19 protein-coding genes are annotated in these 25,854 nt (G+C 48.4%); 14 read left to right on the forward strand and 5 right to left on the reverse strand.

Annotated elements, in window-relative coordinates:
• The first annotated feature begins 16 nt into the window (after positions 1–16).
• Positions 17–217, forward strand: a complete 201-nt coding sequence (locus AC5JLP_RS10980) for a hypothetical protein (protein ID WP_496067977.1) — start codon at positions 17–19, stop codon at positions 215–217.
• Between the two features lie 665 nt (positions 218–882).
• Here the strand turns inward: AC5JLP_RS10980 and AC5JLP_RS10985 are convergent.
• A complete protein-coding gene (locus AC5JLP_RS10985) occupies positions 883–1,098 on the reverse strand; it encodes a hypothetical protein (protein WP_496067978.1) in 216 nt (71 codons plus the stop codon).
• 256 nt (positions 1,099–1,354) lie between these two features.
• Here AC5JLP_RS10985 and AC5JLP_RS10990 point away from each other — a divergent pair, with 256 nt between their 5' ends.
• The gene (locus AC5JLP_RS10990; RefSeq protein WP_496067979.1) at positions 1,355–2,911 is read left to right on the forward strand and encodes a PAS domain-containing protein; all 1,557 of its coding nucleotides are present in this window, start codon (positions 1,355–1,357) and stop codon (positions 2,909–2,911) included.
• A gap of 688 nt (positions 2,912–3,599) precedes the next feature.
• Complete coding sequence (locus tag AC5JLP_RS10995) at positions 3,600–5,084, forward strand: hypothetical protein (RefSeq protein ID WP_496067980.1); 1,485 nt, start codon at positions 3,600–3,602, stop codon at positions 5,082–5,084.
• Positions 5,085–5,319: 235 nt separating this feature from the next.
• On the opposite strand, the gene AC5JLP_RS11000 is transcribed toward AC5JLP_RS10995, so the two are convergent.
• Complete coding sequence (locus tag AC5JLP_RS11000; protein ID WP_496067981.1) at positions 5,320–6,093, reverse strand: hypothetical protein; 774 nt, start codon at positions 6,091–6,093, stop codon at positions 5,320–5,322.
• Positions 6,094–6,838: 745 nt separating this feature from the next.
• Positions 6,839–7,777 (reverse strand): calcium-binding protein, encoded by a 939-nt coding sequence (locus AC5JLP_RS11005; RefSeq protein WP_496067982.1) that lies wholly within the window; start codon positions 7,775–7,777, stop codon positions 6,839–6,841.
• Between the two features lie 1,173 nt (positions 7,778–8,950).
• Here AC5JLP_RS11005 and AC5JLP_RS11010 point away from each other — a divergent pair.
• From AC5JLP_RS11010 to AC5JLP_RS11025, 4 genes are all read left to right on the forward strand, one after another.
• On the forward strand, positions 8,951–9,745 hold the full coding sequence (locus tag AC5JLP_RS11010) for a peptidylprolyl isomerase (protein ID WP_496067983.1): 795 nt from the start codon (positions 8,951–8,953) through the stop codon (positions 9,743–9,745).
• Positions 9,746–9,777: 32 nt separating this feature from the next.
• On the forward strand, positions 9,778–12,849 hold the full coding sequence (locus tag AC5JLP_RS11015; protein WP_496067984.1) for a peptidase domain-containing ABC transporter: 3,072 nt from the start codon (positions 9,778–9,780) through the stop codon (positions 12,847–12,849).
• 29 nt (positions 12,850–12,878) lie between these two features.
• Positions 12,879–14,351 (forward strand): HlyD family type I secretion periplasmic adaptor subunit, encoded by a 1,473-nt coding sequence (locus AC5JLP_RS11020; protein ID WP_496067985.1) that lies wholly within the window; start codon positions 12,879–12,881, stop codon positions 14,349–14,351.
• Between the two features lie 92 nt (positions 14,352–14,443).
• Positions 14,444–14,887: a hypothetical protein gene (locus AC5JLP_RS11025; protein ID WP_496067986.1), complete on the forward strand. Its 444-nt coding sequence runs from the start codon at positions 14,444–14,446 to the stop codon at positions 14,885–14,887.
• A 10-nt stretch (positions 14,888–14,897) separates the two neighbouring features.
• Here the strand turns inward: AC5JLP_RS11025 and AC5JLP_RS11030 are convergent, their stop codons facing one another.
• Complete coding sequence (locus tag AC5JLP_RS11030; RefSeq protein ID WP_496067987.1) at positions 14,898–15,074, reverse strand: hypothetical protein; 177 nt, start codon at positions 15,072–15,074, stop codon at positions 14,898–14,900.
• 27 nt (positions 15,075–15,101) lie between these two features.
• Here AC5JLP_RS11030 and AC5JLP_RS11035 point away from each other — a divergent pair, with 27 nt between their 5' ends.
• Together AC5JLP_RS11035 and AC5JLP_RS11040 are read left to right on the forward strand one after the other, a co-directional pair.
• Entirely contained in the window at positions 15,102–15,548 is a 447-nt protein-coding gene (locus AC5JLP_RS11035; protein ID WP_496067988.1) for a hypothetical protein, read from the forward strand.
• A 14-nt stretch (positions 15,549–15,562) separates the two neighbouring features.
• Positions 15,563–15,709, forward strand: a complete 147-nt coding sequence (locus tag AC5JLP_RS11040; protein WP_496067989.1) for a hypothetical protein — start codon at positions 15,563–15,565, stop codon at positions 15,707–15,709.
• A gap of 82 nt (positions 15,710–15,791) precedes the next feature.
• On the opposite strand, the gene AC5JLP_RS11045 is transcribed toward AC5JLP_RS11040, so the two are convergent.
• Positions 15,792–16,586: a hypothetical protein gene (locus tag AC5JLP_RS11045; RefSeq protein ID WP_496067990.1), complete on the reverse strand. Its 795-nt coding sequence runs from the start codon at positions 16,584–16,586 to the stop codon at positions 15,792–15,794.
• Positions 16,587–17,243: 657 nt separating this feature from the next.
• On the opposite strand from AC5JLP_RS11045, the gene AC5JLP_RS11050 reads away from it, so the two are divergent.
• The 5 genes from AC5JLP_RS11050 to acs all read left to right on the forward strand — a co-directional run bounded on the left by AC5JLP_RS11050 (position 17,244) and on the right by acs (position 25,651).
• Positions 17,244–19,355: a hypothetical protein gene (locus AC5JLP_RS11050; protein WP_496067991.1), complete on the forward strand. Its 2,112-nt coding sequence runs from the start codon at positions 17,244–17,246 to the stop codon at positions 19,353–19,355.
• Between the two features lie 713 nt (positions 19,356–20,068).
• Complete coding sequence (locus AC5JLP_RS11055) at positions 20,069–21,478, forward strand: hypothetical protein (RefSeq protein ID WP_496067992.1); 1,410 nt, start codon at positions 20,069–20,071, stop codon at positions 21,476–21,478.
• A gap of 189 nt (positions 21,479–21,667) precedes the next feature.
• Entirely contained in the window at positions 21,668–22,204 is a 537-nt protein-coding gene (locus AC5JLP_RS11060) for a DUF2808 domain-containing protein (RefSeq protein WP_496067993.1), read from the forward strand.
• 557 nt (positions 22,205–22,761) lie between these two features.
• Complete coding sequence (locus AC5JLP_RS11065; protein WP_496067994.1) at positions 22,762–23,436, forward strand: carbonic anhydrase; 675 nt, start codon at positions 22,762–22,764, stop codon at positions 23,434–23,436.
• 247 nt (positions 23,437–23,683) lie between these two features.
• Positions 23,684–25,651, forward strand: coding sequence for an acetate--CoA ligase (gene acs, locus AC5JLP_RS11070; RefSeq protein ID WP_496067995.1), 1,968 nt, complete (start codon positions 23,684–23,686; stop codon positions 25,649–25,651).
• Positions 25,652–25,854: the final 203 nt, after the last annotated feature.

The raw sequence follows: 25,854 nt of genomic DNA on the forward strand, positions 1-25,854 counted from the left end.
CTACGGGAGTTCCACTATGCGTCAGCAGTTTTTACTTGATTGCAGTTCCTTTGTGGCCGTAGAAATATGGCACGACTATCGCCCTACAGGCGATCGAGTGCTGAAACCAAAGCCAAACAATGACAACGCTGACAATACCGCTGAAACTTGTAGTTACCACCGCAGTCGCAACTGCGATCAATCCATCACACCAAATGAGCTGTCAAACTTCATTTGACAAGCCGTAAAAATCTAGACGCTTGAACGAGGTTAGAGTTCGATCGCTCAAAGTGCTTCAACCGTCTTTCATTAGAACCATACAGCCGATCGTTCTAACGCGGTACAGATTAATGTAGTACAGATCAACACAGTACAGAATGTTTGCTAGTGTGGATCAAGTTAGAAGAATCAAGTGAGAGCGGTAGATGAAGCCTTGCTTGCTCAAGCTTGCTTACGTCTGGTCAAGCTCATTGAGCCAATTTTGGAAGCCAATTTCAGAAGCCACTTTCAAGAGCCAACTTCAACTTGGCGATAGTGCTGACAGATGCTTCCGTAAATTATAGTCATCAGAAACACGAGTGTCCATCTCTTATGCCAGAACTAAGTACATAAAGTAGAGCTATTTTAACTGGAACCCGCTCAGTGCTACTGTTCTAATTAGTTTTTACCCAATCTCAACGGCAGTTAACTGGCACAAGAGAAAAAGAAGGCTGATAGAAGCAGAAAGGCCAATGAGGCGATTTCGCTCTACAGCAAATTTATTTTACCAGCCTAAAAAACGGCTGTGACAATCTATAAACAAGCATATAGTAGAGATCTAGAAACTGTGAAATGCACAACGATAAAAGCGTAGTAGCCGGAGTCCATCATCATGCCAAGGCGACGTAGCGCAGCACCAATGAGTTAAGATGGGTGCGAAAAGCGAGTTGTCATCTGGTAAACAAAAGCTACGGCTGAAAAAGCAATTGCTAGTTCAGGAATGTTGCTCACAACTGCTGCTAAAATAGCATGCTGAGCTAGAATCACATCTGCCAACCCTGTATGGGTGCATCGAACAAAACGGAAGTAATCACGAATTTTTGCTGAAAGCAAAATGAACTGGCTCAGTGCTGAAAGCAAAATGAACTGGCTCAGTGCTGAAAGCAAAATGAACTGACCCAAGTGATGCATTTATCCAGTCGCTTTACCACCTTTGAAACAGCAAACCTTTAGTAGCGAAATAATAGCGTTTGAGACGTTGATCGCCTGTTGCACTTCGATCTCGGCAAGTGCTAACACACTCACTACGCATCTTTTAAACCAGCACAAAGCCTCCAAACGACCTGAAGCTCACTCCTGGTATCGCTCTTTTTGCATGTAAGGAATACACTGAAGTATGGTTTCTACTCTCTGGAATCTTCCTGGGATTCAGTCTCATGGATCATTAGAGTTTCTCGAACGATCGCTGGGTCCCCTTTGTATCTATAGCGATCGCGGGCAGCCATTATACGCCAGTCAAAGCTTTCTAACGTTGCTACAAGCGACTACAGAAGACATTGATTTTTTCCTTTATTTTCAGTCAGAGCTGACACCAAAGGCCGTTTTAGAATCGCTTTGGGAGCTAGCTTTACAGGGAAAAACGGTTGATTTCATGGCTAAAACCAGAGACGGCCAGAAGATGCTTGAATGTTCCCTAAAATTTCAGGCAGAAGCAACGTCAATGTTCTTCACGGCCGAAAGAGTCGAGTCAGAAGCAGCCATGACCAAATGTGTAGACGCAACTGAGCGATCGCTGACCGTTTTTGATCATCCTAGTCTGGCAAGTGCACTCGTCAGTCAAGAGGGAGTCATTGTTAAGTGTAATTGGCGGCTGCATGAACTCCTAAAAACAGATAGAGATGAAACAATCTTTTTAGAGGATTTTGTTTGCCCTGACGATCGCTTAATTGATGCAGACCTGAAGCAAAAGTTATTGAATGGTGCCATTCCTTCTTATACAGTCGAAAAGCGCTTTATTACTCGGAGCAACGAAATTATCTGGACAAAAAGCCAAGTTTCTCTAACAAATGTGAGTGGCTGTACCGATGAACAGCAACACTGCTTTATGGTTCTGATAGAGGATATAACGGAGAGCCGCAACGTTTACAATGCGCTTGTCAGAACGGAGGAAAAATGGAAGGCATTTGTCTTCAATAGTCCTTATTTGTTTATTCAAACGAGTCACACGGGACAAATTGTTTATGTGAGCGCTGCCGTTGAACGTCTCTTAGGCTATAGCGAAACGGAATTATTAGGACGGCACATCACAGAGCTTCTCCATCCCAACCATTTCAATGAATTTGAGCTACTCTTGCAACTCTGGAGCAGCGGCGTTCAGCCCCATCAACCAGAGATTGAGTGCTGGTGGCGCACCAAGGCAGGTCGGTGGGTAGCTCTTTCTCTGCAAGGGCAATCGTTTCCCTCTGCTTTAAGAGTCGATGGTGTCGTTTTAAGTGGATACGCCATTACCGACCGTAAATGTTTGGAGGTGGAGTTAAAAGCCAGTGAAGAAAGATTCAAATCGCTAGTATTAAACATTCCGGGCGCTGTCTTCCGCTGTAGTTCAACCTACACGATGGAATTTGTAAGCGATGGCATTGAAGCGATTACTGGTTATCCAGCCTTGGCTCTGGTAAATAATCAAATGCAATCTTTTCTAAGCATTGTTCATCCAGATGATATCGCCATCATTAAAGATTCACTGGTTCAATCGGTTTTAGACCGACACCGTTGCTCGATCGAGTATCGCATTATTCACGCAAACGGCTATGTTCGCTGGGTTTTCGAGCGTAAGCAAGGCGTTTTTGACCAGAACGGCAATTTGCTTTGGCTAGATGGCGTACTGCTGGATATTACCGATCGTAAACAAACTGAAGCGGCCTTGAATCGCTACGAGACCATCCTGCTTGATTAGCAGCAGATGTACTAAGGATTGTGAATTAAATAATCTGATCAACTGTACCCCTTTACCTGCACAGACGCGGCCTTCGACAGAGATCCCTGGAACAATGGCAAAGGCTTTTTACCGTAGCTTGCTTCCCGTAAGGTATGTCACGCCCCTACGTCAGGTATTACACCTTAATAAAGCCGTGACCTGAGTAGATAAGTGGGATCAATCTAAACAGTGTAGGCTGAATTTCGTGCCTCAACCCAACGTCCGCACCGCCAGCAAGAAAGGAATTTAAATGGTTCAGTGCCGTCCTTTCTAAGAAAATTTAGAAGGCTTGAAGCCTCTCGTACCAACTCAAACCGAAGATACGACACATCCTGTAGGGGCAAGGCAATGCCTTGCCCCTACCCAGCAACTGATTTGTAGCCGTCACTCTTCAAATTAGTCTAAACAGCCTCTAGCAGGTTTTTTCAGAGCCGATAGACATTCCAACGGGATTGTTTGTCGGCATCTAGCTATTTTACTGTTTAGGTTAAATCTCAAGTCTTAACAAAACCCCTGCATTGCTTTGTACAATCTTTCATTGGAGCGATCTGTTTGTAGATTTTTTTGGGCTAAGATTGACCCATTGCAATTGATCAACCTAGGTTAGTGAATTTATCCGGTTGATTAGCTGTCGAGTGTGATATACAGCCCCTGATTTTTTCCTGATATGAGTCGTGATGTTCCTGTTGCAGCAGTTGATGAGGGATATGTGCAATCAGCCCCTCCACAAGATGTACAAGCACAAGATGTACAAGCGGTAACGATGCCGTTCGGGCAAGGCGTGCTTGCTGAAGCCAACAATCCGCTAACGGGCGAGTTAGCAGATGCCGATGGCATTTTTGACCATGTGAGCCAGCTAAAAACAAAAGCAAAAATTGCATTGATCCGCCGTTTGCTGACTCAGCTTGAAGCTGACCAGATCCAAACGGTTTTAGAATTTGGGTTGCGGGAGATTGGCGATCGCCACCGTCGAGGCATCGCGGCTGAGCAGCACAATACGCGCCTCCTGCTCAAAAAAGACTATAGCTACCAAGACCGGGGGCTAGAAGAGCCAACTCAGTATTACGTCTATTTAAGACGGCGAAAACCTAAGCTCGATCGCTATATTGGGACTCTTTTTTATGTTCCTCAAGGGTGTACGCTCGATTACTTTTTAGATCTTGACGGGCGGATGGTGTTTAAGCCGCCTCATAATGTTTTTCAGTTGCAGGACTGCACGAACCCAGCCGTTCATCAAGTGGTACGGTTGCTTTGCCTGGAACCACCACCACCCAGCTACACCTTTGACAAACAGCAGCATGATACGCCAGCGATTCAATTACATCTAGAATATCTTGACCCTAAAACGTATCAACCGATCGCAAAACAAACGTATCCCTTCCCAAGCTGTATGCATGAAGGGGGAAGGCTCGATCGTTATCGTTGGGACGTAACGCCGCTGCTGCTGCCAGAGATTGCAGTACAGCCATCGTCCCTTGAACAATCGTCCCTTGAGCCATCGCTCATTGAGCCATCGCCCCTTCTGGAACCCCTGCCAGCCAACCGATTAATTGACTCTTCTCAGTCACTGACTGATCTCAGCCTTCCTTCGCTGCCTGGTCATGCAGCCGCGCTTTTAGATGAGTTTAATCCAGGCGCGATCGCAGCTCAGGTCTGGAGTGACGTTCAACCCACATTGAGCCAGCTTGACGCTGTAACGGCTCAAACGCCCCGACGTGTTCTTGAGCTGCCCACAACGCGATGGGTTACCTTCTACCTGTCGAAACGCCAGGACTCAGACGCAACTTTAAAGCGAATGCGCCTGTGGGCTGCTTGGAGCGAGAAAGCAATGCCGCAATCGCGTTGGGAATTGGTGCAGGATGGCACAACCCACACTTTGATGAATGCACACTTCAAACGTCGTATTCTGAGATTTTCTAGCGATCGCGGGTCTGTTGCGTTTGAAAACTCGCTACCTGTCTTAGTGCGCTGGTTTCATGATTTAGGACTAGCCGTGTCTCAAGCTCAGAACCAGCGCCAATACAGTGCCGCACAGCTACAGCTTGCTCATAGCCTCTTTGTGGATATGAGTCTTCCCCAAACCGATCCGATCGTGGTGCTGAAAAAACTGTTTGGAGTGGAGTTTGCTAAAGCAGCGCCTGACAAACGCTAGGGCACGTCATCAATTAAGCTTAGAAGCCTTGAGTATTAGCCTTACCGCGCCCGTTTTAAAAAACAAGGTTGAGGGCTGGAACCCTTGCTGAAAGCGATGTGTGTGAGTCATTGATGAAAACCCCTAACACTGCTGCTTCTAAAGGGACATTGCAACAACGTCCCTTTGAGAAAAGCACGATAGCCATCTCTATCTCAATACCCCTCACAGCGACACTAATCGCTCACTATGCGGCTTACTGGTTTTGTGACACAGAAATGGTTTCTGGTGGAGCGACCGCAGGCTGGACGGTTGGCAGATCTTCCATCGCTACTTGCAGCATTGCAGCATCAGGCTTATAGAGCTGCGTCATCGCTTGTTGCAGCATCCCCTGCACCAAAAGACTTTGATACATAGGTGCACCTTCTAATGCCTTGACGGTGTCAATCACACCTTGCCAATCACTCCTTTGCTTGAGGGCGATCGCCTGTTGCAGCAGTTTATCCTGGTTGCCCCAGCGTTGTCTCAGTTCCGTAATGCGATCGTGCAACTGACTCTGAGATGGAATCGTGTTGAGCATTAAGAGTGCTTTGCCAACACGGCCCTGCCGACATTCGCTAGCGGCCTGCCTCAAAAGTTCTCGCGACCAGTCGTCCTGTAGTTGCTGCGCCATGCCATAGTGCTGACTATTTTTAGGAATGCCAGCAACCAGATCTACCGCTTGCGTTAACTGGTTGCGATCGACCAGTGCCTGGGCCTGCACGACCAGATCACTATAGACCGCTTCCATCTTATCGGGCAGGCGTTCACGGGTGCGATCGCTCCACGGGTTGCTTGTAAAGCGTTCAGGAGTTGTATTCGACGTTGGCTTTTGAGCAAGCTGCAAGCAACGGCTTTCGGTGCTGGAAACCCTAGCAGTGGTTTCGCAGTCATGATGGATAACGGGTTCTGATACAGAAGGTTGCGTCCAACCGTACAGTGCTAATGCAGAGCAAGCAAGTGCTCCACGCTCTAATACCTGACGGCTCATAACCAAATTTTCCAAATAAACAGTAACAAACCAGGACGTGGCTACTCAATATCGATGAAAGCAATGAACGCTACGGCATACTTGTGCAGCAGCGCTATCATCTGAGCCACAAACTCACACCTGTTAGTTTAATTTACAGACATTCACTCCTCCTTCAGGATAGAACTACGTTTAAATCTTTTCATTCTTAAGAGACAGAGTATTAACTGTCTTATATGATAATGATGCATTAAGTTAACTGTAAACGGGACTCAGTATCAAGAGCTATCGAGCGGTCAGCGGTCAGCTACTAGGTTTTGATGACGCTGATCATTGAGCACCGATCGCAAGACATTTTCATGAGCCAACTAGGATTGTTATAAGAGCTGCATGCAACCAACGTGGGCACACCACCATACACTCCCTACAGCGAATTTAACTCGTCGAAGCGATTTGAGCCGCGATTCTACTAGAAAGCATAAGCTAGATGGACTGAAAACTGACTGCTGACCGCTGACGGCTGTGAAAGTGCGTCCGTTTAATCGAAGGCATCTACTTAAATGGGCTGACCGTTGACGGCTAACCGCTTTAAGAGAGCATCTTTTTCGTGAGGAGTTTCTACTGACTCATACAGAATGATTGAATCTTTAAACCAATAGCAATCGGGGCAACCATTTCTGATTGCCCCTGCAACGTTATGCTTCAATATGTGCAAGCAAACGCTGCACTACTCAGGTAGAATTACGCCAGTCTGCGGCGGCGAAACTTACACTAGCGTGAAGTCATTTGCCGAGAAGTTCGCAATATTGGCTAACCCAGTGGCACCGCGCTGGTTGTCTAAGTTTGCAAGAACGCTGATGTCGCCGCCATCGCTGAGATCATTGGAATACACCAACCGAGTCAGCCCTAGCGTTGAGTTGAAGTAAACAAACGCTCCGGCATCAGAGGTGATGTTGGCATTGTTTGCGATCGCGCGAGCAGCGGCTCCTGCGGCTGGGAAAGGATCTGTGAGGACAATGAGGTTACCATCACCCGCAATTTGAGACGATTGCCCTTTTTGGAAGGTCAAATTTTTCAGCCCCAAATCTTGAGCGTTAAAGGCAAACTTGTCTTCGCCGATCGTGTAGTCCAAAATAACGTCAGGGGTATTGAGCGCATTAATTCCCGTTTGTCCGGCGGGTGCAGGTGTTCCATTCGCAAACACATTGCCTTCGTAAACAAACTGGTCAATCCCCTGACCACCTTTCATCAGGTCAACACCGTCTCCGCCAATGAGGGTGTCGTTGCCTTCTTCACCTTCCAGTGTATCTTTACCAATGCCACCTGCAATAAAGTCATCACCTGTACTGGCAAAGAGTTGATCATCCCCAGCGCCGCCAAAGACGGTATCATTACCGCCATCAGCCTCCAGGCGATCGTTGCCATTTCCACCAAACAAGGCATCATCGCCAGCACCAGCAGCCAGAAAATCACTCCCATCGTTGCCAATGAGCAAATCGTTGCCTGCTTGCGCTGCATTAGAGCTATCGCCAGTCCGAACAGTATTATCACCTGCATCCCCAATAAAATTAACACCAGCGGTTAGATCGCCAGAGATACGGGTGTTGAAGGGGCCTTGAAATTGATCCTGCCCTAGGAAAGACGATGGATTAGACTGCAAAAATGTGAGAAGGGTGTCTAATCCTTTCTGTGCACTGTTAGCCATGATCGGTTCCTTGTGTGTAGTTGGTTTGCTTGTGTTGAACCTAAAAGATTGATGCACACCTGGCAAAAGCTGAATCTGCGTCAGACAGACTGACGCGGTCGTTCGCTGCGGCTTGTATACCGCTTGCACAACAGCGCTCATCATCAAAAGTTTAAGAGGCGTTGCCGATGTCTGATGGATACGATACAAGCTATCCAACAAATGGCTTTAGCAACAGGGGCCGCAGCGATCGCGGGTCAAGAGAAAAATGCGGTAATGCTTACCAGGTAGGGTCTGCGGTCGTTTCAAGTGGTGCCTGCAAAGGGTTTACTGGTAGAGCCACATCAACGCTTTTAACGTAAAGGCAACACTGCTCTGTACCAAGGTAAAGAAGCTGAAGGATTTAGCCAACCCAAAATTCTCAGAACTTTTCAGAGTATGTCTAACGTTTTTATACCAGATATTAGCAGTGCTGGCTTAATGAGATTAGGGCTAAAGTTCCTTCATAGAGTGCACTAAAATAAGGAGGATTGGGCAAAGCATAGTTTTTACGTAGAGGATGAATGTTATTTTTTTAACTTAAAAGCAGTAAATTGGCTAATTAGAACTAATTTGATATTGCAGTTCTAATTGCGTTCTAACTTGCACATGTCCTGGTTTGGTGTTAAGTATGGTGAAGCTCAGTAATGGGTTGGCGCGATCGCTAGTCATTTAACTAGAACAGTTTGTAAATTGGTTCCAATTAAGTGATCATGCGAGCGAGTGTGCTATTGTCTGGGTCAAGTGCATCAATTTAGTGTCCCTACAGAAATTCCTTGTCTCTGTGATTGAACCTGTACGCGTCAGGTCATCTGACGTTTTATCGATCATCTGTATTTAGCCTGAAAGATGCTGGGTGCAACTTGGCGACTGTTTTCACAACCCACTGGAAGTATTTGGGGTGCGGCGGAAACGGAAGATGGATCCACAAAAGGGCTTATAGGTCTGCTTTAGTTTCATTTATCTCTCAAGCTCAGCAACGTCGCTTTTAGGCGTGTTTAATGGGGCAACGACGATCGTCGTTGATAGGCCCTTTCATTAATGTGGTTTGAGCCAGTTGCACAATTTGCGCACTGGTAAATGTGAGGAGTGCCCGCGCCTACAGGCATAGATTGAACGCAAAACTTCTCTGGATGGTGGGTTAGGAACATTGCTATGGGCAACTGTTTGAAGATTGGCGATTACCTCTTAGATGGTGATCAAATCATTTCTGCGTTAGTTCGGTACAAACTGCTGGAACCAATGGTGGGTCAAATTTTGCTAGATGAGGCGCTCAAAGATGTGCCTCTATCAAAGCAGGAGTTGTTTTATACCCTGTTTGGAGCAACAGAAGCTCCGTTGCCAGATGATTTTGAAGGGTTTATCCATCAATGGTGCCAGATCAAAGGCGTAACGTTAGACTATTTCAGCACGGTTATATTGCGAGAATTGCAAGTGCAAAAATTTAAGCAATTGCGGTTTGCCAGTCAGGTGGAATCGGAGTTTCTGCGGATTAAATCTGACCTGGATCAGGTGGAATATTCCTTAATCCAATTAACTAATTTGGCGCAGGCGCAAGAACTCTATTTTCAGCTTCGAGACGATGGCGCGGATTTTGCTCAACTGGCGCAGCACTACTCACTGGGAAATGAACGATCGACAGGCGGATGGATCGGCCCTGTGCCATTGTCAACCCTACCAGTCGAAGTAGCAACGCTGTTTCGCAATGAACAAGTAGGCATTGTTTATGGCCCCATCCCGATCGCGGATGGTTTTTGGATTGCGCGGCTAGAGCAATTTACAGCCGCAAGACTCACTGATGCTACTCGCGCTGATTTGACCAATCGCCTTTATAACCAGTGGCTACAGGCCCAAATTCAAACCATGACTGCGATACCAGGCACGATCGCCGTGCTAACCAATGCGCCGCAACCAGGTGCGATGGAACGGTTGCCAGTCGCAGCAAATTAAGACATAAAGCAAGGCTTGAGGGCTTATAAGCAATGATGCAGGTTGATGCACCCGTCCAATCGTTCCTTACAGATTTTTTTGCGGCCTGGCCGTTCAATCACCTTTCTGCTCAAGTACAGAAACAGATTGCTTCCAAACTTCAGTTGTGCTCGTTTCAAGCAGGGGAATTAATTTACCCATCGAGGGAACTTCCTTCCGCAGTGCACTGTGTGGTGCAAGAGCGTGTGCGCATTCTGGGGCCGACCTCCTTCCAAAGTCCCACGTTAGAAGTGGTTGGTGAAGGCACTGTCATTGGATGGGATAGCTTGCTCAGGCGCGTGGCAGTCGGCTCTATTCGAGCGGCAATGGCATCGCCAGAGACCGATCGCCAGGTGTTGACCCTGGCATTACCAGCCGATGAGTTTGAAGCGCTGGCCGTTGCTCATTTGATGCCCATTCTCATGCGGCGCGTAAGCTTAATTGAATTGTTTGATACGTTATCGCGCGCCCTGGCTAAAATGCCCGATCGTGGAGCTGGCATCAATCTCACTGAGGTGGTGCATCACATCGATCGAGAGAAGTTAGCCGTGGTTCGACATTGGCACCCTGACATGCCGGAGATGGATGGCTTGTCGCTTAACCTATCGCCCGACCGCGTTTGGTTAGTCAGTGGCGGTGAGTGGCTCAATCTGCCCATTGGTGCTCCAGTTAAAAGCATCGAGCAATTGCAGCAGACCCGTTCCTCACGGTTTCCAGTCCGTTTACTGGGAATTGATCGCACCTGCTTAGCCTCGGCTGTTTTAAACCGAACGATGCCAAGTTTGCCTGCTGCCGAAGACGCAGCGGCACCAATGGTAGCAGCTTTAAATTTAAGTCTTCCAGAGGCTGCTCGCACAGAGACAGACTATAGCAGCCCCGAAGTTCTACCAGCACACGCTAAGACCTATCCGGTCTGGAAAGCAGCTTCACCCGATCCGATTGAAGATGTAGTGGCGTGTTTTGGCATGGTGTGTGAGCGCTTACTGGTGCCCTTCCGACCAGATTCGCTACGCCGATCGCTCAAGCAACAAACGCTCGACAAATTTGAACCGTTTGATCTGTATGTGCGAATTGCACAGGCGATCGGCTTAAATGCCCATATTGTGCGCTTTACGCCTACAGCAGGGGGCATTAATCGATTGGCAACGCCCGCTCTGGTAGAATGTAGCAACATTCTTGCTGTGCTGTATGATGCGACCCCAACCACCACCACCATCGGGTCACCCCGCACTGGTTTATTGCGCCTGTCTCCAACTGAACTCGCCTCGCGGCTAACGCTAGATGCGACTTCTACCAACCAGCGTGATACCGCCACCTGTCGCGCGATCGTGCTAGAGCGGTTTGCCACCACACCCACAAAACGCTTTGGTTTTGATTGGTTCATCCCACTGGTGATCAAGCAACGGGGCACACTCATACAGGTTTTACTGGCGTCGATCGTCATTCAACTGTTGGGCTTAGCGAATCCACTGTTGATTCAGCAGGTCATTGATAACGTCATCATTAAGGCCAATGCAGATGCCATGACGATGTTTGGTGTTTTGATGGTGTCGTTTGCGTTTGTGGAAGGCATTCTCACCATTCTACGCACCTATTTGCTGCTCAGTACAACCAATCGGATGGATTTGCATCTGGGTGTGGAACTCATTCGGCATTTGCTGCATTTGCCGCTCAACTTTTTTGAGAAACGCCCTGTCGGTGAATTATCATCACGCCTGTTGGAGCTAGAAAATATTCGCCAATTTATGACTGATACCGCAATCACAACGGTGATGGATGTGGCCTTTTCAGTCTTTTATATCGGCGTTATGTTCCTCTATAGCCCTCTACTGACGGTTTGCGTGTTGGGAACGATTCCGATCGTGATTGTTTCGACCTTGCTGATGTCAGCCATCCAGCAAAAATTAATTCGGGTGAAGGCAGAACAGGGTGCCAAAGTGCAATCGTACATTGTGGAAGTGCTGGGAGGCATTTCATCGGTCAAAGCCCAGCATATGGAATCGTTGGTAGAAGCAACTTGGCGCGATCGCTATGTGCAGTATCTGACCAGCGGCTTTACCACCTCAACCATTAACACCGTTTTCTATTCCTACAGTCAATTTTTGAATACGGTAAGCAGTTTAATTGTGCTTTGGGTTGGTGCCTCACTGGTCTTAAAAGGAGAATTATCCCTGGGTGGTTTAATTGCCTTCCGGATTCTCACAGGTTATGTCACCAGCCCCTTGCTGCGCCTGTCTCGTCTCTGGCAACGGTTTCAAGAAACCTCGCTTTCGATGGAACTGTTGGCAGATATTGCCGACGCACCGATGGAAGGAGAACTATCTAAAGAGAAAAGCTATCTGCGGATGCCTGCACTTGAGGGCCATGTCAAGTTCCACGACGTGAGCTTTGGGTTCAAACCAGGGCAACTCCAGCTCATGAATGTTCATTTAGAAGTGCCACCGGGCACCTTTATCGGCATTGTGGGGCAAAGTGGCTCTGGCAAAAGTACGCTGATGAAGCTCCTGCCACGGTTATATATGCCTCAAACGGGCAATATCACGATTGATGGTTACGATGTGAATAAAGTCGATTTAAGCTCACTACGGTCGCAGGTGGGCATCGTCTCTCAAGATGCCGTGCTATTTCAAGGCACCATCCGCGACAACATTGCTTTATTTGAAGAAATGCCTGATGAATTAGTCATCGAAGCGGCACGAGTCGCAGAAGCCCACGACTTCATCATGCAATTACCGGATGGGTATGCCACCCAGATTGGTGAGCGTGGTTCAGCCCTGTCAGGCGGGCAGCGACAGCGGATTGCGATCGCTAGAGTGGTCATTCGTAACCCTCGCTTATTGATCTTTGATGAGGCAACGAGTGCATTAGATTACGAAACAGAGCGGCGAGTTTGTCAGAATCTCATGCAGCGCTTTCAAGGGCGAACGTGCTTTTTCATTACCCACAGATTGAACACGATCGCGCATGCCAATTGGATTCTCTTTATGCAGGCTGGCATCATTGCAGAACAAGGAACCCATCAAGAATTAATGGCTCGTCGCCAACTCTACTACTGCCTCTATGCCCAACAGTCGCGCGAAGCGTAACTAAAACCCTCTTTACCTGGAGAAGCGTTATGAGCCACAATTGGTTAATCAATCCGCTAGGCGCACTGCAAAAGCACTACCGGACAAAGTTAGATCAAGTTGAACAAAGCCTAGAATTAAAAACGGTCACGTTACCAGCCGTAGCACCCTGGACAAAGCTTGTCACACAGGTGATGTTGGTCGGTATCGCCATTGGTGCTGGGTGGTCGATCGTAGCACGGGTTGATGTTGTGGTCACAGCAAGCGGCAAACTGGAACCACTGTCGCAATCACAGGTCATTCAATCACGCGCAGGTGGCGTTGTAACAGCCGTACTGGTACGCGAAGGGCAAAAAGTTAAGCAAGGCCAGCTATTGATGCAATTGGATAAAACACCCATTTACAATCAATTACAGCAATTATTGCTTCAGCGCGATCTTCTAGTTAAAGAAATTGCAGTGTTGCGAACGGCACGAGAAGGAAGGCCCATAGATACGCTTAGCAGAAGTACGTCTGGCGTTTCACCTGAATTATTAAATCAAGTGCAAACACGCTTGCTGTTGGTTGCACAACTGTCTGGCAATCCTAGCAACCTTTCGCCAGAGCAACGACAACGCTATGAATTGTTTGAGCGCCAATTACGTGAACGGCAATCCATCACTACGCTACAAGATTCAGACAGTCAATCAAAAATTAACGAAACAGACGCGCAACGAAATCAAACCGAATTTCAACTACAAGCGGAGCAAGAACTGCTGGCGCGGATGAAACCACTGGCAGATCAAGGAGCCATTTCTCGCGTTAATTTACTTCAACGTAAGATTAGTGTCAGTGAGTTACAAAGCCAACGAGCACAGGCACTTTTGAAAAAGCAGCAGTTAGAAATTGGACGAGTGCAAACACAAGTTCAAGACGGTAAGCAGATGACCGATACGCTGCAAGATATTCAGCGTCAGCTCAGTGACTTAGACACGAGGTTTGATGCCAGCATCAAAGACAGTCAGCGTCAACTTATTGACATCAATGGTAAGCTCAGCCAAACTCAGCTTGATTTAAAGGCGCAGGATTTACTAGCCCCTACTGATGGCATTGTGTTTGAGTTGGGGCCAAAGCTTCCGGGAGTGGTCTCGCAGCCAGGACAAACCTTACTGCAAGTGGTGCCCAATGAGTCGTTAACGGCTCAGGTGCGAGTGGCGAATGCCGATATTGCTAATATTCGTGTTGGTATGCCTGTTGATGTTCGCATTGATGCCTACCCCTTTACAGAATATGGATCTGTAAAAGGGGTTGTTTCAAAAATTGGCAGTGAGGCTGTGAAGTTAAGCGAGCAAGCCCCAGGCCCTACTGTGTTCCCGATCGAAGTTCAGCTCGATCGCCAATTTTTAGAGCGCAGAGCAGAACGCTTTCCGCTCACACCGGGGATGAGTATTGCAGCACTGGTTAAAGTGCGCCAGCGAGCACCCATCAGCTATGTGACGGAAGAAATTACCAAAGCGTTTGATGGCCTCAAAGCCGTTCATTAAAAGCAGGGGCATCTCCAATTAACCCCGTGTGAAAGCCGTACTGTAATCACATCAAACGATTTTCACTACCATGTATTGCCAAGGAGATTTCCATGTATAGACTTTTACCGCTTTTTATTTGGGCTATGTGCAGCAGTGCAATCATACCGTTGGCCTTTGCTTTGCCATTGATTGCTCATCAAGAACAGACTGGTGCGAGCGTTGGCGTCATGATTCATCTCGATCCTAATGACTCACCCTATGCTAGTAAGCCGACGCTCACCTGGTTTATGTTGACCCGTCGCGGTGGCAACATGATTTCACCCACAACTTGCAATTGCCGTGTTACTGTTTACGATGGGCGCAATCAAGCGATCGCTCGTAGTCTCCCCCTGTCCACAATGGAACTTGAAGGGCATCAAAAAGGGCATCGGGCCATTCGCACCACCATCACCTTTCCCAAACCAGGTGCTTATACCGTTGTTCTAAGCGGACAAGCCAAAGATAAGAGTTTCGCACCGTTTGAAACGAAGTTTCCGGTCACGGTTCGTCCGTAATTGTGTGGGCTTACAGCCAGAAGCCAGGAGCCAGAAGCCAGAAGCCAGAAGCCAGAAGCCAGAAGCCAGAAGCCAGAAGCCAGAAGCCAGAAGTGAAAGACGGAAAAATAGGGCTTTTAGACTTCGAGATGTATTCGTTTCGCTGCAAACTGCTGTAAGCGCTTAACCAGGGTGCTCTCCACGTCATTTTTTGATTCTAGGATGTGGTGAGACCATGACTGTATTGTTTGACCAAAAAGCAGATATTTCTGCTACCAGTGATGATGTTGCGACTCAACTTCAGCGATCGCGCATCAGACAAGAATTGCAACAAAAAATCCAGACAGCCCTACAAATCGCCAAAGATTTACCCCCTCATGATTGTCTAGAGGAAGTTGAAAAAAGCCTTTTAGCCATTCAGAGCTACTGCAAAACGCTTGAGAAAACGTTCATTGTAGTGGAAGAAGCAATTACCTGTGATCAGTATGAATTGGGCGGAAGCAAGCACGATACTGCAATTTTATTTCGTGGTCCTAATCAAAAGGCGACCGTAGCCATTTGTGTTACAGCAAAAGGCTCTTTGCTACACCGCAACGACCACCCGTGGACGATTTACCGCAATGTTGGTGATGTTGATCCTCTGGAATTACCTCCTTTGCCAAAAGCCGTCTGCGGAACATAAAGGAGGTTAAATGTTTGCTGGAACTCAGAGCCAGCGGGGTGGATGATCAGCCCATTGAAACGGACTTCATTCTATTAGCCTGCATTATTGCAGGGTGGTTCATGGGGAAAGGTGCAAGATGTAAGTTAAACCATCAGCGGTCAGCGATCGCCTGGGCCTGAAAGCTGAGTGCTGATTGCTGACCACTAGTTTAAAACAACTTCCACACATTAAAGAAGATTGCTTTAGGATTGCTGTCTGCCATTAAAGAGCCAAATTATCGGCATAGACCAAGCGCGTAGCCGATCGCAATTCAAACAGCATGTACTCTTCCATCACGCTCCAAAGAAAAGCGCGTAGTGTTTTTTGGCGTGCTTCGGTTGGAATAGCGTAGACAAAGGGAGCATCACAGGGTTTCAGCTTTGCCAAATGGTTTTCACAACCACAGCCATGCTCAAGAAAATACCCGTATTGGCTAGAAATACTGTCAATCAAGCGGCGGAGCATTGAGACATAGCCACCATGCAGGATCGCATCAAATTTTCGCGCTACACCAAGATCTTGCTCACTAAAGCGGAACGATCGCAGCTCAAACAAATCCGATCGCTGCAAAGGATGTAAAAACGTCCAGTAGAACGTTGCAGGTACGTCATACCCAAGCTCAGCAAAGAGATCGCTCACCACGTTAACCAGTGCCAGGCGCTCTGGATGCTGGCGATCGCTAACCTTCAAAGCATCCCGAAGCTGCTGTAAATCAGGATAGCTCTCTGGCAAAAATGCCTCCCCAAAGTGAGAAACCGCTTCCCACGCTAACAGCCCATTCCCTTCGCAGTAGGAGGGCTTTAAATGGGCCGTCTCAGGACGCTCAGCAAACAGAATATGTCCCTGCTGGTTCTTCGCCAAAAACACCTGTGCCATTGCGGTGTAGACTCGTGGCTCAGTCATCCATGTTCCAGTTGCAATGCGTCGCCAGCTTTCTGGCATTGCTTCAAGCGGTACCGCAGGCTCGCCGTTGATCGTCACTAAACTCACATTAGAAGTCGTTAAGGTCGATAGCATCAGAATTCTCCTTGCCGTAGACACAGCCTTCAAAGGGTGGAAGCACTTACTTATACTTTCGTTAAGGTTCAAGCAAGCGCTCGCACTTAATATGCCATAGTCAGCGGTAAAGCGCTACTCAACATAGAATATCGATGCTGCACAAACCTTAACGTTAGGGCAACGCAAACACATCTATATGTGAACTCATTCGCTTAAGGTCGATGGAATCACACAGCACCAGCACATTGAGCCTGCTGTAAAGCTATTGTAAACCAGTTGCTTTTCCATAAGTTCTTGTTCTAATCTACTGAATAGAGTACAAAAACTCTTCAAGAGGTTCAAGCCTTTGTTAAAGCTTCAATACCTCTCGCAGGAATCATCCTTTCTACCATTTTCAGCCGTCATCCTATGTTTAGGCTGAACGATCTAGGCTGAACGATCGCCTCGCACTACCAACAATGGCGATTTGGCTGTAGTTACCTGCATTTACCTTTTTTCTAAGCTTTAGAAGACGAATTCAGCTTGCGTTCAGGCAAAGTGGGGCAATCTGCCTGTCTGTTAGGGAACGCATCGCTGCACTTCACAGTTTTCATTGTGAAGCATGATCCTGATCGTGTCTGTTTACGGTTGTCATGAGGCAACCACAGTTCTATTTACTTACTTCAAAGGAACTCTATGGAAGGCTTTGACCATAAAACCTATCAAGATCAACATGCCACTGGGCTAGCAGATGTGTCTCTCAGCAAATCTGATGCCAGCCAGTCAGCTAAGTCTAAAGGCTCCCTAGTGCAAACGGGCAGCTTAAAAGCGGCGATCGATGAAGCGCTGCATACGGATGATAGCAATCATGATACGGCAACACACTCGGAGAAGGTTGGTGCGGCCCCTTTCCATGTTTCACTCAACAACGTTGACGTTGTGCGGGGTCTTGATCTCAACAAACTGCAAAAAGAGTCCACTTTTAGCGATGACATCGGCACTAAAGGCGACTTTTTTATTCCGGGGGCTGGCACCAACACCGTTACTGGGACAGCAGACAAAGATTTAATTGATGGACGTGGTGGTGGTTTCAACACCATTAAAACAGGGGGTGGGAAAGACAGCATCCTGCTCGACGATCGCACAACTAACCGTATTCTAGACTTTGATCCAACCCTCGATCGCCTCCTTTTCTCAAAAGCGATCGACCCTAGTGATATTGTCATCGCACAGGGCAAAAACACAACGAAGGAAGGCAATACAACGCCACTCGATTCAATCAACAATACGCTGATCATTGATAAGTCCGATGGTCACATTCTGGCATCGCTAGATTCTACAAAGGCAACAGCGCTTCAAGGGATTGAACAGAGTGGCAGAAAGGGCTTTAGCCTTGTGGATGATAAAATCTTTACCACACTCAACGGGGTAAAGTTTGATCAAACTAAAGAAGGGAATGGGCAAATTGCAGGCACATCTGGTCGCGACAAGTTGGTCGGCGGCAAGGGCAACGACACGCTCTTAGGCGAAGCCACTGACACATCAACTTCACCAGGCAATACCACTGGCGGTACCACTGGCGGCACGACTGGCGGTGATGACCACGACCATACAGGAGCAGGAGCCAGCAGCGAAAATCACGTCGATCTCAGTAAAGTTGACGTTGTGCGCGGGCTTGATTTGAAGAACCTGAAGAAAGAGATTTCATTCAACGATGATATTGGCACCAGAGGTGATTTTCTTGTTCCAGGCGCGGGTAAAAACACCGTCATTGGCACTGGCGATAAAGACCTGATCGATGGGCGTGGTGGTGGCTTCAACACCATTACGACAGGTGGCGGCAAAGACAGCATTTTGCTCGATGACCACACCACCAATCGCATTCTGGACTTCGATCCAACCCTCGATCGGCTGCTCTTTACACAGGGCATGGATCTGGACAACATTGTGATTGCACAAGGGAAAAATCCCGGTAAGGGAGGGGTCGATCAACCGCTGGACTCTGTTAACAACACCTTAGTGATCGATAAGTCCGATGGGCACATCCTCGCATCGCTAGCATTTACCAAAGCAACAGCGCTGCAAGGCATTGAACAGAGCGGCAGAAAAGGCTTTAGCCTGGTAGACGACAAAGTCTTTGACACGCTCAATGCGGTGAAGTTCGGTAAAGTTCAGGAAGGCAACGGACAACTCACAGGGACACGTGGACGTGACAAGTTGGTAGGCGGTAAAGGTGATGACTTCCTGTATGTCGGCGACGATGGGTTTACCTTAGGCACAGCCAAAGGTGGCGGTGGCACCGAGTTTCCCTTCAAGACCGACAGCCCTGGCACCTCAGAACTCACCCCACAACTCAAGAATGGTGTCCTCAGCTTGTCTGGGTCTTACAAAAACTTTGATGGCGCACCACTCTTTAGTCAGGGCGAAAAGGAACTCGACCCCAATGCCAAGATCCTCAGTGGTGCTAACCCTCAAGCACTGATGGAAGGCTTTCTGAAAGTGCCGCAAGATAAGGAAGGCAATCTCATCTCTGGCACCCACCTCCACTTTAGTCCGGCAGAAGACAGTCGAGGTAACTTTGCCGATGCGACCGTTGTACGCTACTTCGAGAATACTCCCATTGATGCCAAGTCTGGCACTTTGAGCGGCACGTTTGAACTGTCGCCCGAAGAGCAAGCGGCCTTCCTGGCTGGCGATCTGTATGTGAATATTCACTCCAACCTGGATCTGGATGGCGATGGCAGAGCGGGCTTTGCCACAGGTGAAAACCGTCTCAACTTTAACCAGAATGTAGTGCGCCTTGTCTAACCCCGCAAGGCGGCAGCGTTCGTTATCGCTACCCAACAACAAAAGCCTGCTGAGGTTGTGATCCTTCAGCAGGCTTTTTCTGTGCGATCGTTCCAGTTATGCCATTTCTCTCAATAGCAGCCACAGTTTCATGAAGACAAGTATCGAGTTAGGGGTCTGGGGTAGGATGGACGTAAATGAAATCGGCTATAGCTCTTCCGTCAACATCACGGCTTTTAGAAAGACTCGATGCTGTGTTTACCAACAATTAGAACCTGGAACTTGAGGGGGGTTCCAATTAATTCCAGTTTAAAGCCTCAAACCAACCAATTCAGTCTTGCCATTCGATATTCATTTGCTATAGTTGTAACGAAGAGACCCAGAGATCGACCGATCGTCCATGATTGTAAGTCTCCACAAGCTTAGTCAGTTTTTCACGTCTCACAGACTTTCACCTTTCACAGGCGCTATACCACCTACATTACTCATCATTCAAAGCTGCGGATAGGGCGACCTGTCTCTAATTCTGCATTTACAGTTCTGCATTTACCATTGCTTGCGTTTAAGACTTTGAGCGCACATTTGAGCACCATGCCCATTGGTCAGGCTGTAAAGCCATTTGTATGTCAGTGCCACAATTGCGTTTTAGTGACTAAAAGCTTTTCTGTAGATGGCTTTCTAACGTTCGGTCTGTGGCACCTCTTCGTTCTGTTCTCAAACTTTAAGGAGTCCTTATGGAAGGCTTTGACCACAACAAATCTCATCTAGAACAACACAATGCGTCTGGCATCTCTGATGCCTCAACCAGCACAACAAATGCTGCTGTTGCAAACAACTCAACAGGGTCTTCCGTATTAACGTCCGACCTTGAACAAGCGCTGAATCAGACTCTATCAGCCGATGAAAAAGCGACCACTCCAGCAGCCACCGTTGGAGTTGACGACCACGACCATGCACCTAAGGTCGGCCCGTTTGAAACTCATGTGGATCTGAATAACGTTGCCGATGCCAAAACGTTAAATGCGAAGCGGGTTGGTAAGGAAGATTCCTTTGAGGATAAGTTTGGTGATAAAGGTGATTTTCTCAACCCTGGTGGTGGCAACAATACCGTCATTGCTGGTGGTGGTAATGATGTCATTCGGGGCGCTGGACAAGGGCTGAATACAATCACCACTGGTACTGGCAAAGATGTCATTATCCTGGGTAAAGAAACGACAAACCGGATCTTTGATTTTGACCCAGCCAACGATCGCTTTGTTCTACAGGGAGTCAGCCCTAAAGATATTGTCATCGCGCAAGGTAAGAACCCCGGTAAAGGCGGACTAGAGCAGCCTCTCGACTCTGTAAATAATGCGCTCATCATTGATAAAAGAGAAGGTCACATTCTCGCATCGTTGACATTCGCTAAAGCCTCAGATATCAATGAAAGCCATTTCTCACGGCTCACAGGTGAGGCAAACCAGAGCCTGAGCAATCAAGAACTCAAAGAGCTTGGCTTTAAGAATCAGCGCGGCGATGGTCAACTCAACGGCACATTGGGACACGATCGCCTGATTGGTGGGAAAGGTGATGACTTCCTGTATGTCGGCGACGATGGATTTAAATTCAACACGGCTACAGCAGAATCTGGCGCTAATGAATTTCCATTCAAAAATGATAGCCCTGGATCGAGTGAAGTCAGTCTTGAGTTGAAAGATGGGGTGCTTCGTGCTACTGGATCCTACAAAAACTTTGATGCTTTTCCACTGTTTAGCCAGGGTGAAAAGGAAATTGACCCCAAAGCGACCATCCTCAATGGCTCAGATCCTGTTTCGCTCATCAATAACTTCCTGAAAGTGCCCAACGATGTAGAAGGAAATCCGCTCTCTGGAACCCATCTGCACTTTAGCCCTTCTGGCGATAACCGTGGCAACTTTGCGGATGCTACCGTGTTGCGCTACTTTACCAATACGGTGATTGATGCAAAATCTGGCACGATTACAGGTGAGTTTGAGCTGAAGCCCGAAGAACAAGCCGCGCTCCTGGCAGGCGACCTGTATCTAAACATCCACTCCAATATTGATGGTGATGGTGACGGCAAAGCGGGCTTTCCCACTGGAGAGAATCGCCTTAACTTCAACAAAGATATCGTGCAGTTTGCCTAATTGTTAGCATGCGGGCTAGGGCTTCCACACGTTGCCTAGCCTGCACGCTCATATCTGTGAATCTCCTCATAAAGCGCAGTACACCTTGAAAGCCAGTTGAGGTGCCAGGTTTCCTTAACTGGCTTTTTTCCACAAGAGTGTTCTGACCCAGGAGCATTCTTAAGATCAATCTCATCATCATGGAGTTCAATGATGCGTCAGATTTATTATGCTCTCACATTAATGACGACCAGTGCGTTGTTAAACGGTTGGATGATGGCTGCCACACCTGGCAACGATGCTAAACGCCTTGAAGCATCACAACTTGTAAGTGTCAACGTCGTCAGCGATCGCCCTCAAACAGCCAGTGACACGCACTATGTCACAATCACCATCCCCGAACGTGCAGGCAAACGCTTTGCCAAGCTTTCCCTCTCGTTCACAGAACAAAATCAAGAAAAAACGGTTGCTCCCATTCGCCTCGATTTAGCCAATACAAAAGCGTTCACAGGGGCACCCGGAGCCGAGGGACGTGCGATCGGCATCAAAAGTGTGTGGGTTGACGAAACAGGCATCTTTTGGATCGAATTTAATGCACCTGTGCCACCCAAAACCAAGCTCACGCTAGCGCTCAAGACGCTAAAATCAACCCCTTCAGCAACTTATGATTATGGCGTCGCAGCTTATCCAGAGACAAAATTTCCTGCTGTTTTTGTGGGAGATGGCATCTTAACCGTTCGTCAATAACGGGTTGTTCAATCAACTGAGCGCGCGATCGCTAAAGTGGTGCAAGCGACGGCTCAGAAGGCTCATACCATCAAACAGTGGTGACAGAGGGAAACACTCCGCAAGAAACGGCTAAAGCATCCCTATCTAGTGAAGCATTTCTTCTAGTGACCAGGATCCAGCTTGGTCACTAGCTCAAGGAACCCCCTTCTTCCTCGGCTACGGGGTTATAAACTTTTCTCTACAACACCCTTCAAGCTTTCGATGCTCTGGCAAGCTAGTGGTCTGTCAAGACTTATTTTGTGAGTCTCTCATTCATAAAATAACATCCCTTACCTAACCCAAGGCACAAAAGCAAAACTGACGGACCATTAGACGACGAGTGTAAAACAGCTTGCGGAAAATTGGGGCGATCAACTGATGCTATGGTGAGTCTGTAGTTTACGCAGCTTTACAAAAGTACCAGAAGTGATAGTTTGGTTCTATAGAGGGAACGTTAGTGTCAGAAGTTAGACCTGACTACAATCGACTCATCGCCGAACACTTCGCCATTTTGCCCGAAATTTGAGAACGTAACTATGTCACTGACGGGACTGATTCAAGGACTTAACGCCTTCCATAGCAGCTATTTTAATGACCACCGTGATCTGTTTGAAAAGCTTTCAGGTGGGCAGTCGCCAGAAGTCCTGTTTATTACGTGCTCTGATTCTCGTATTGACCCGTGCCTCATTACCCAAGCGCAACCCGGCGAACTTTTTGTCATGCGAAATGTCGGCAATATCATTCCGTCCTATGGGGCGGCTAGTAGTGCTGAGGCCGCAGGTATCGAGTATGCCGTGGAAATGTTGGGCATCAAAGATATAATTGTTTGCGGTCATTCTCACTGCGGTGCCATGAAGGGATTGCTACAGGTAGGGACATTGGCAGAAACCATGCCTGCTGTTTATGACTGGTTAAAGCGACATGGAGAAGCAACCCGACGGCTGGTATTGGAAAACTATCCCAATGTGGAAGCAGACGGGCTGTTAAAGATTGCGATCGAGCAAAATGTCCTCACACAGATTGAAAATTTGGAAACCTATCCAGCCATTCGAGCAAAGTTGCACGGTGGTAAGCTGAATTTGCATGCGTGGATGTATGAAATTGAAACGGGTACCGTGTTTGCCTACAATGCATCGAAGCGACAGTTTACGTTGATGGAAAAACGATCGTTCCCCGTGCCTGATCCATTAATTACAACCGCACCCGCTTAAGTAGGGTGAGGAGTGCGGGGTGAAGAGCAAGGGAACGTTTTCAGTTTTAAGCTAATTTAGCGGTCAGCGGTCAGCTATCAGCAGTCAGCTTTTTTCATCCCTTATCCTTCATTCCCCATCCACCCCCTACTTCTCACTCCCCCACAATCAACGACCTCAACAAATGCAAAGAGATGCGAGTGATACGCTGCAAGTCGGTATGCTGGAAAGTATCGTTTGCGCGCATCGTTCAGTCACTTAATACGTCATGTCACAGCCGACAATCGAATCCATTCTGCAAGAGAATCGCTTGTTTCACCCGTCAGCAGAATTCTCCCAAAAGGCCCAGATTAAGAGCCTGGATGAATATCACCGTTTATATGAGCAGGCAAAAGCTGACCCGCAAGCCTTCTGGGCACACCTGGCAGAAACGGAACTGGACTGGTTCCAGAAATGGGATACCGTACTTGATTGGCAGCCACCCTTTGCGAAGTGGTTTGTCAACGGCAAGTTGAATATCTCGTACAACTGCCTCGATCGCCACCTGACGACCTGGAGACGTAACAAAGCCGCGTTGATCTGGGAAGGGGAACCGGGAGACTCGCGCACGTTGACCTACGCGCAACTGCATCGAGAAGTGTGCCAGTTTGCCAATGCGTTAAAGCACCTGGGCGTGCAAAAGGGCGATCGCGTGGGTATCTACATGCCCATGATTCCAGAAGCGGCGATCGCGATGTTGGCCTGTGCCCGGATCGGCGCGGCGCATACGGTCGTGTTTGGTGGGTTTAGTGCCGAGGCGTTGCGCGATCGGCTGGTGGATGGGCAAGCGAGAGTCGTGGTAACTGCCGATGGGGGTTGGCGCAAGGATGCGATCGTGCCGCTCAAAGAGCAGGTAGACAAAGCCTTGGCAGACGGCAGCGTGCCCAGTGTCACTAACACGCTAGTGGTGAAGCGTACAGGGCAAGAAACTCATATGTTGGGCGATCGTGACCATTGGTGGCACGACCTCCAGAAGCAAGTTTCTGCCGACTGTCCTGCGGAACCAATGGATAGCGAAGACCTGCTCTTCATTCTCTACACTTCTGGGAGCACAGGCAAACCAAAGGGGGTCGTGCATACGACGGGCGGGTACAACCTCTACACCCACATCACAACCAAATGGATTTTTGACCTGCAAGACACCGATGTTTACTGGTGTACTGCTGATGTCGGCTGGATTACCGGACACAGCTACATTGTCTATGGCCCCTTGTCCAACGGTGCCACCACCGTGATGTACGAAGGTGCACCCCGTACCTCAAACCCTGGCTGCTTCTGGGATGTCATTGAAAAGCATGGGGTCAATGTCTTCTACACGGCTCCTACCGCCATTCGTGCCTTTATCAAAATGGGCGATGAACATCCCAAGGCGCGTAATCTATCCTCGTTGCGTCTATTGGGTACAGTGGGTGAACCCATTAACCCAGAAGCCTGGATCTGGTATCAACAAGTGATTGGGGGAGGAAGATGCCCGATCGTCGATACCTGGTGGCAAACCGAGACAGGCGGCATTATGATCACGGCGCTACCTGGTGCGATCCCCACCAAGCCCGGTTCAGCCACCCTTCCGTTCCCTGGTGTTTTGGCAGACATCATTGACCTGGAAGGCAAGGCGGTTGGGGCGAATGAGGGAGGCTATTTGGCGATTCGACATCCGTGGCCTGGCATGATGCGCACCGTGTACGGCGACCCCGATCGCTTCCGTCGCACCTACTGGGAACACGTGCCGCCAAAAGAGGGGCAATATCTCTACTTTGCAGGCGATGGTGCCCGTCGAGATGAAGACGGCTACTTCTGGGTGATGGGTCGCGTAGATGATGTGATCAACGTGGCAGGGCACCGCCTCGGTACGATGGAAATTGAGTCGGCGCTGGTATCCCATCCCGCTGTGGCAGAAGCGGCTGTTGTAGGCAAACCAGATGAGCTAAAAGGGCAGGATATTGTGGCCTTTGTCACGCTTGAAGGCACCTACAGTCCCAGCGACGACCTGCTGAAGGAACTCAAACAGCACGTCGTGAAAGAAATTGGCGCGATCGCCCGTCCGGGTGAAATTCGTTTTGCCGACGCGCTGCCCAAAACCCGCTCTGGTAAAATCATGCGTCGTCTACTCCGCGATTTAGCCAGCGGCGTAGAAATTTCGGGCGACACCTCCACCCTGGAAGATCGCAGCGTCCTAGAAAAACTTCGCCAGGGCTGATCTCCAGGTATTAGGAGTGGCCTACAACTGATGTGACTGAGTGCTGAGTGCTAAAGCAGTGGTTGGTTTTTGGTGATTAGTTTTTAGAAGGAAATTGGCCGCTGTAGCTTGCTTCCCGCAGGGTTAGCTGACCGCTGACCGCTAATCACCTTTTTCAAGCGCCTGCTTTCCGACTGTCCCTGACGTGGGAGAATAGTGTTCTG

This window comes from Stenomitos rutilans (assembly GCF_059505485.1).

Coding starts and splice junctions, on each gene's coding strand:
- AC5JLP_RS10980 (WP_496067977.1), top strand. CDS start 17: ATGCGTCAGCAGTTTTTACTTGATTGCAGTTCCTTTGTGGCCGTAGAA.
- AC5JLP_RS10990 (WP_496067979.1), top strand. CDS start 1,355: ATGGTTTCTACTCTCTGGAATCTTCCTGGGATTCAGTCTCATGGATCA.
- AC5JLP_RS10995 (WP_496067980.1), top strand. CDS start 3,600: ATGAGTCGTGATGTTCCTGTTGCAGCAGTTGATGAGGGATATGTGCAA.
- AC5JLP_RS11000 (WP_496067981.1), bottom strand. CDS start 6,093: ATGAGCCGTCAGGTATTAGAGCGTGGAGCACTTGCTTGCTCTGCATTA.
- AC5JLP_RS11005 (WP_496067982.1), bottom strand. CDS start 7,777: ATGGCTAACAGTGCACAGAAAGGATTAGACACCCTTCTCACATTTTTG.
- AC5JLP_RS11010 (WP_496067983.1), top strand. CDS start 8,951: ATGGGCAACTGTTTGAAGATTGGCGATTACCTCTTAGATGGTGATCAA.
- AC5JLP_RS11015 (WP_496067984.1), top strand. CDS start 9,778: ATGATGCAGGTTGATGCACCCGTCCAATCGTTCCTTACAGATTTTTTT.
- AC5JLP_RS11020 (WP_496067985.1), top strand. CDS start 12,879: ATGAGCCACAATTGGTTAATCAATCCGCTAGGCGCACTGCAAAAGCAC.
- AC5JLP_RS11025 (WP_496067986.1), top strand. CDS start 14,444: ATGTATAGACTTTTACCGCTTTTTATTTGGGCTATGTGCAGCAGTGCA.
- AC5JLP_RS11030 (WP_496067987.1), bottom strand. CDS start 15,074: ATGACGTGGAGAGCACCCTGGTTAAGCGCTTACAGCAGTTTGCAGCGA.
- AC5JLP_RS11035 (WP_496067988.1), top strand. CDS start 15,102: ATGACTGTATTGTTTGACCAAAAAGCAGATATTTCTGCTACCAGTGAT.
- AC5JLP_RS11045 (WP_496067990.1), bottom strand. CDS start 16,586: ATGCTATCGACCTTAACGACTTCTAATGTGAGTTTAGTGACGATCAAC.
- AC5JLP_RS11050 (WP_496067991.1), top strand. CDS start 17,244: ATGGAAGGCTTTGACCATAAAACCTATCAAGATCAACATGCCACTGGG.
- AC5JLP_RS11055 (WP_496067992.1), top strand. CDS start 20,069: ATGGAAGGCTTTGACCACAACAAATCTCATCTAGAACAACACAATGCG.
- AC5JLP_RS11060 (WP_496067993.1), top strand. CDS start 21,668: ATGATGCGTCAGATTTATTATGCTCTCACATTAATGACGACCAGTGCG.
- AC5JLP_RS11065 (WP_496067994.1), top strand. CDS start 22,762: ATGTCACTGACGGGACTGATTCAAGGACTTAACGCCTTCCATAGCAGC.
- acs (WP_496067995.1), top strand. CDS start 23,684: ATGTCACAGCCGACAATCGAATCCATTCTGCAAGAGAATCGCTTGTTT.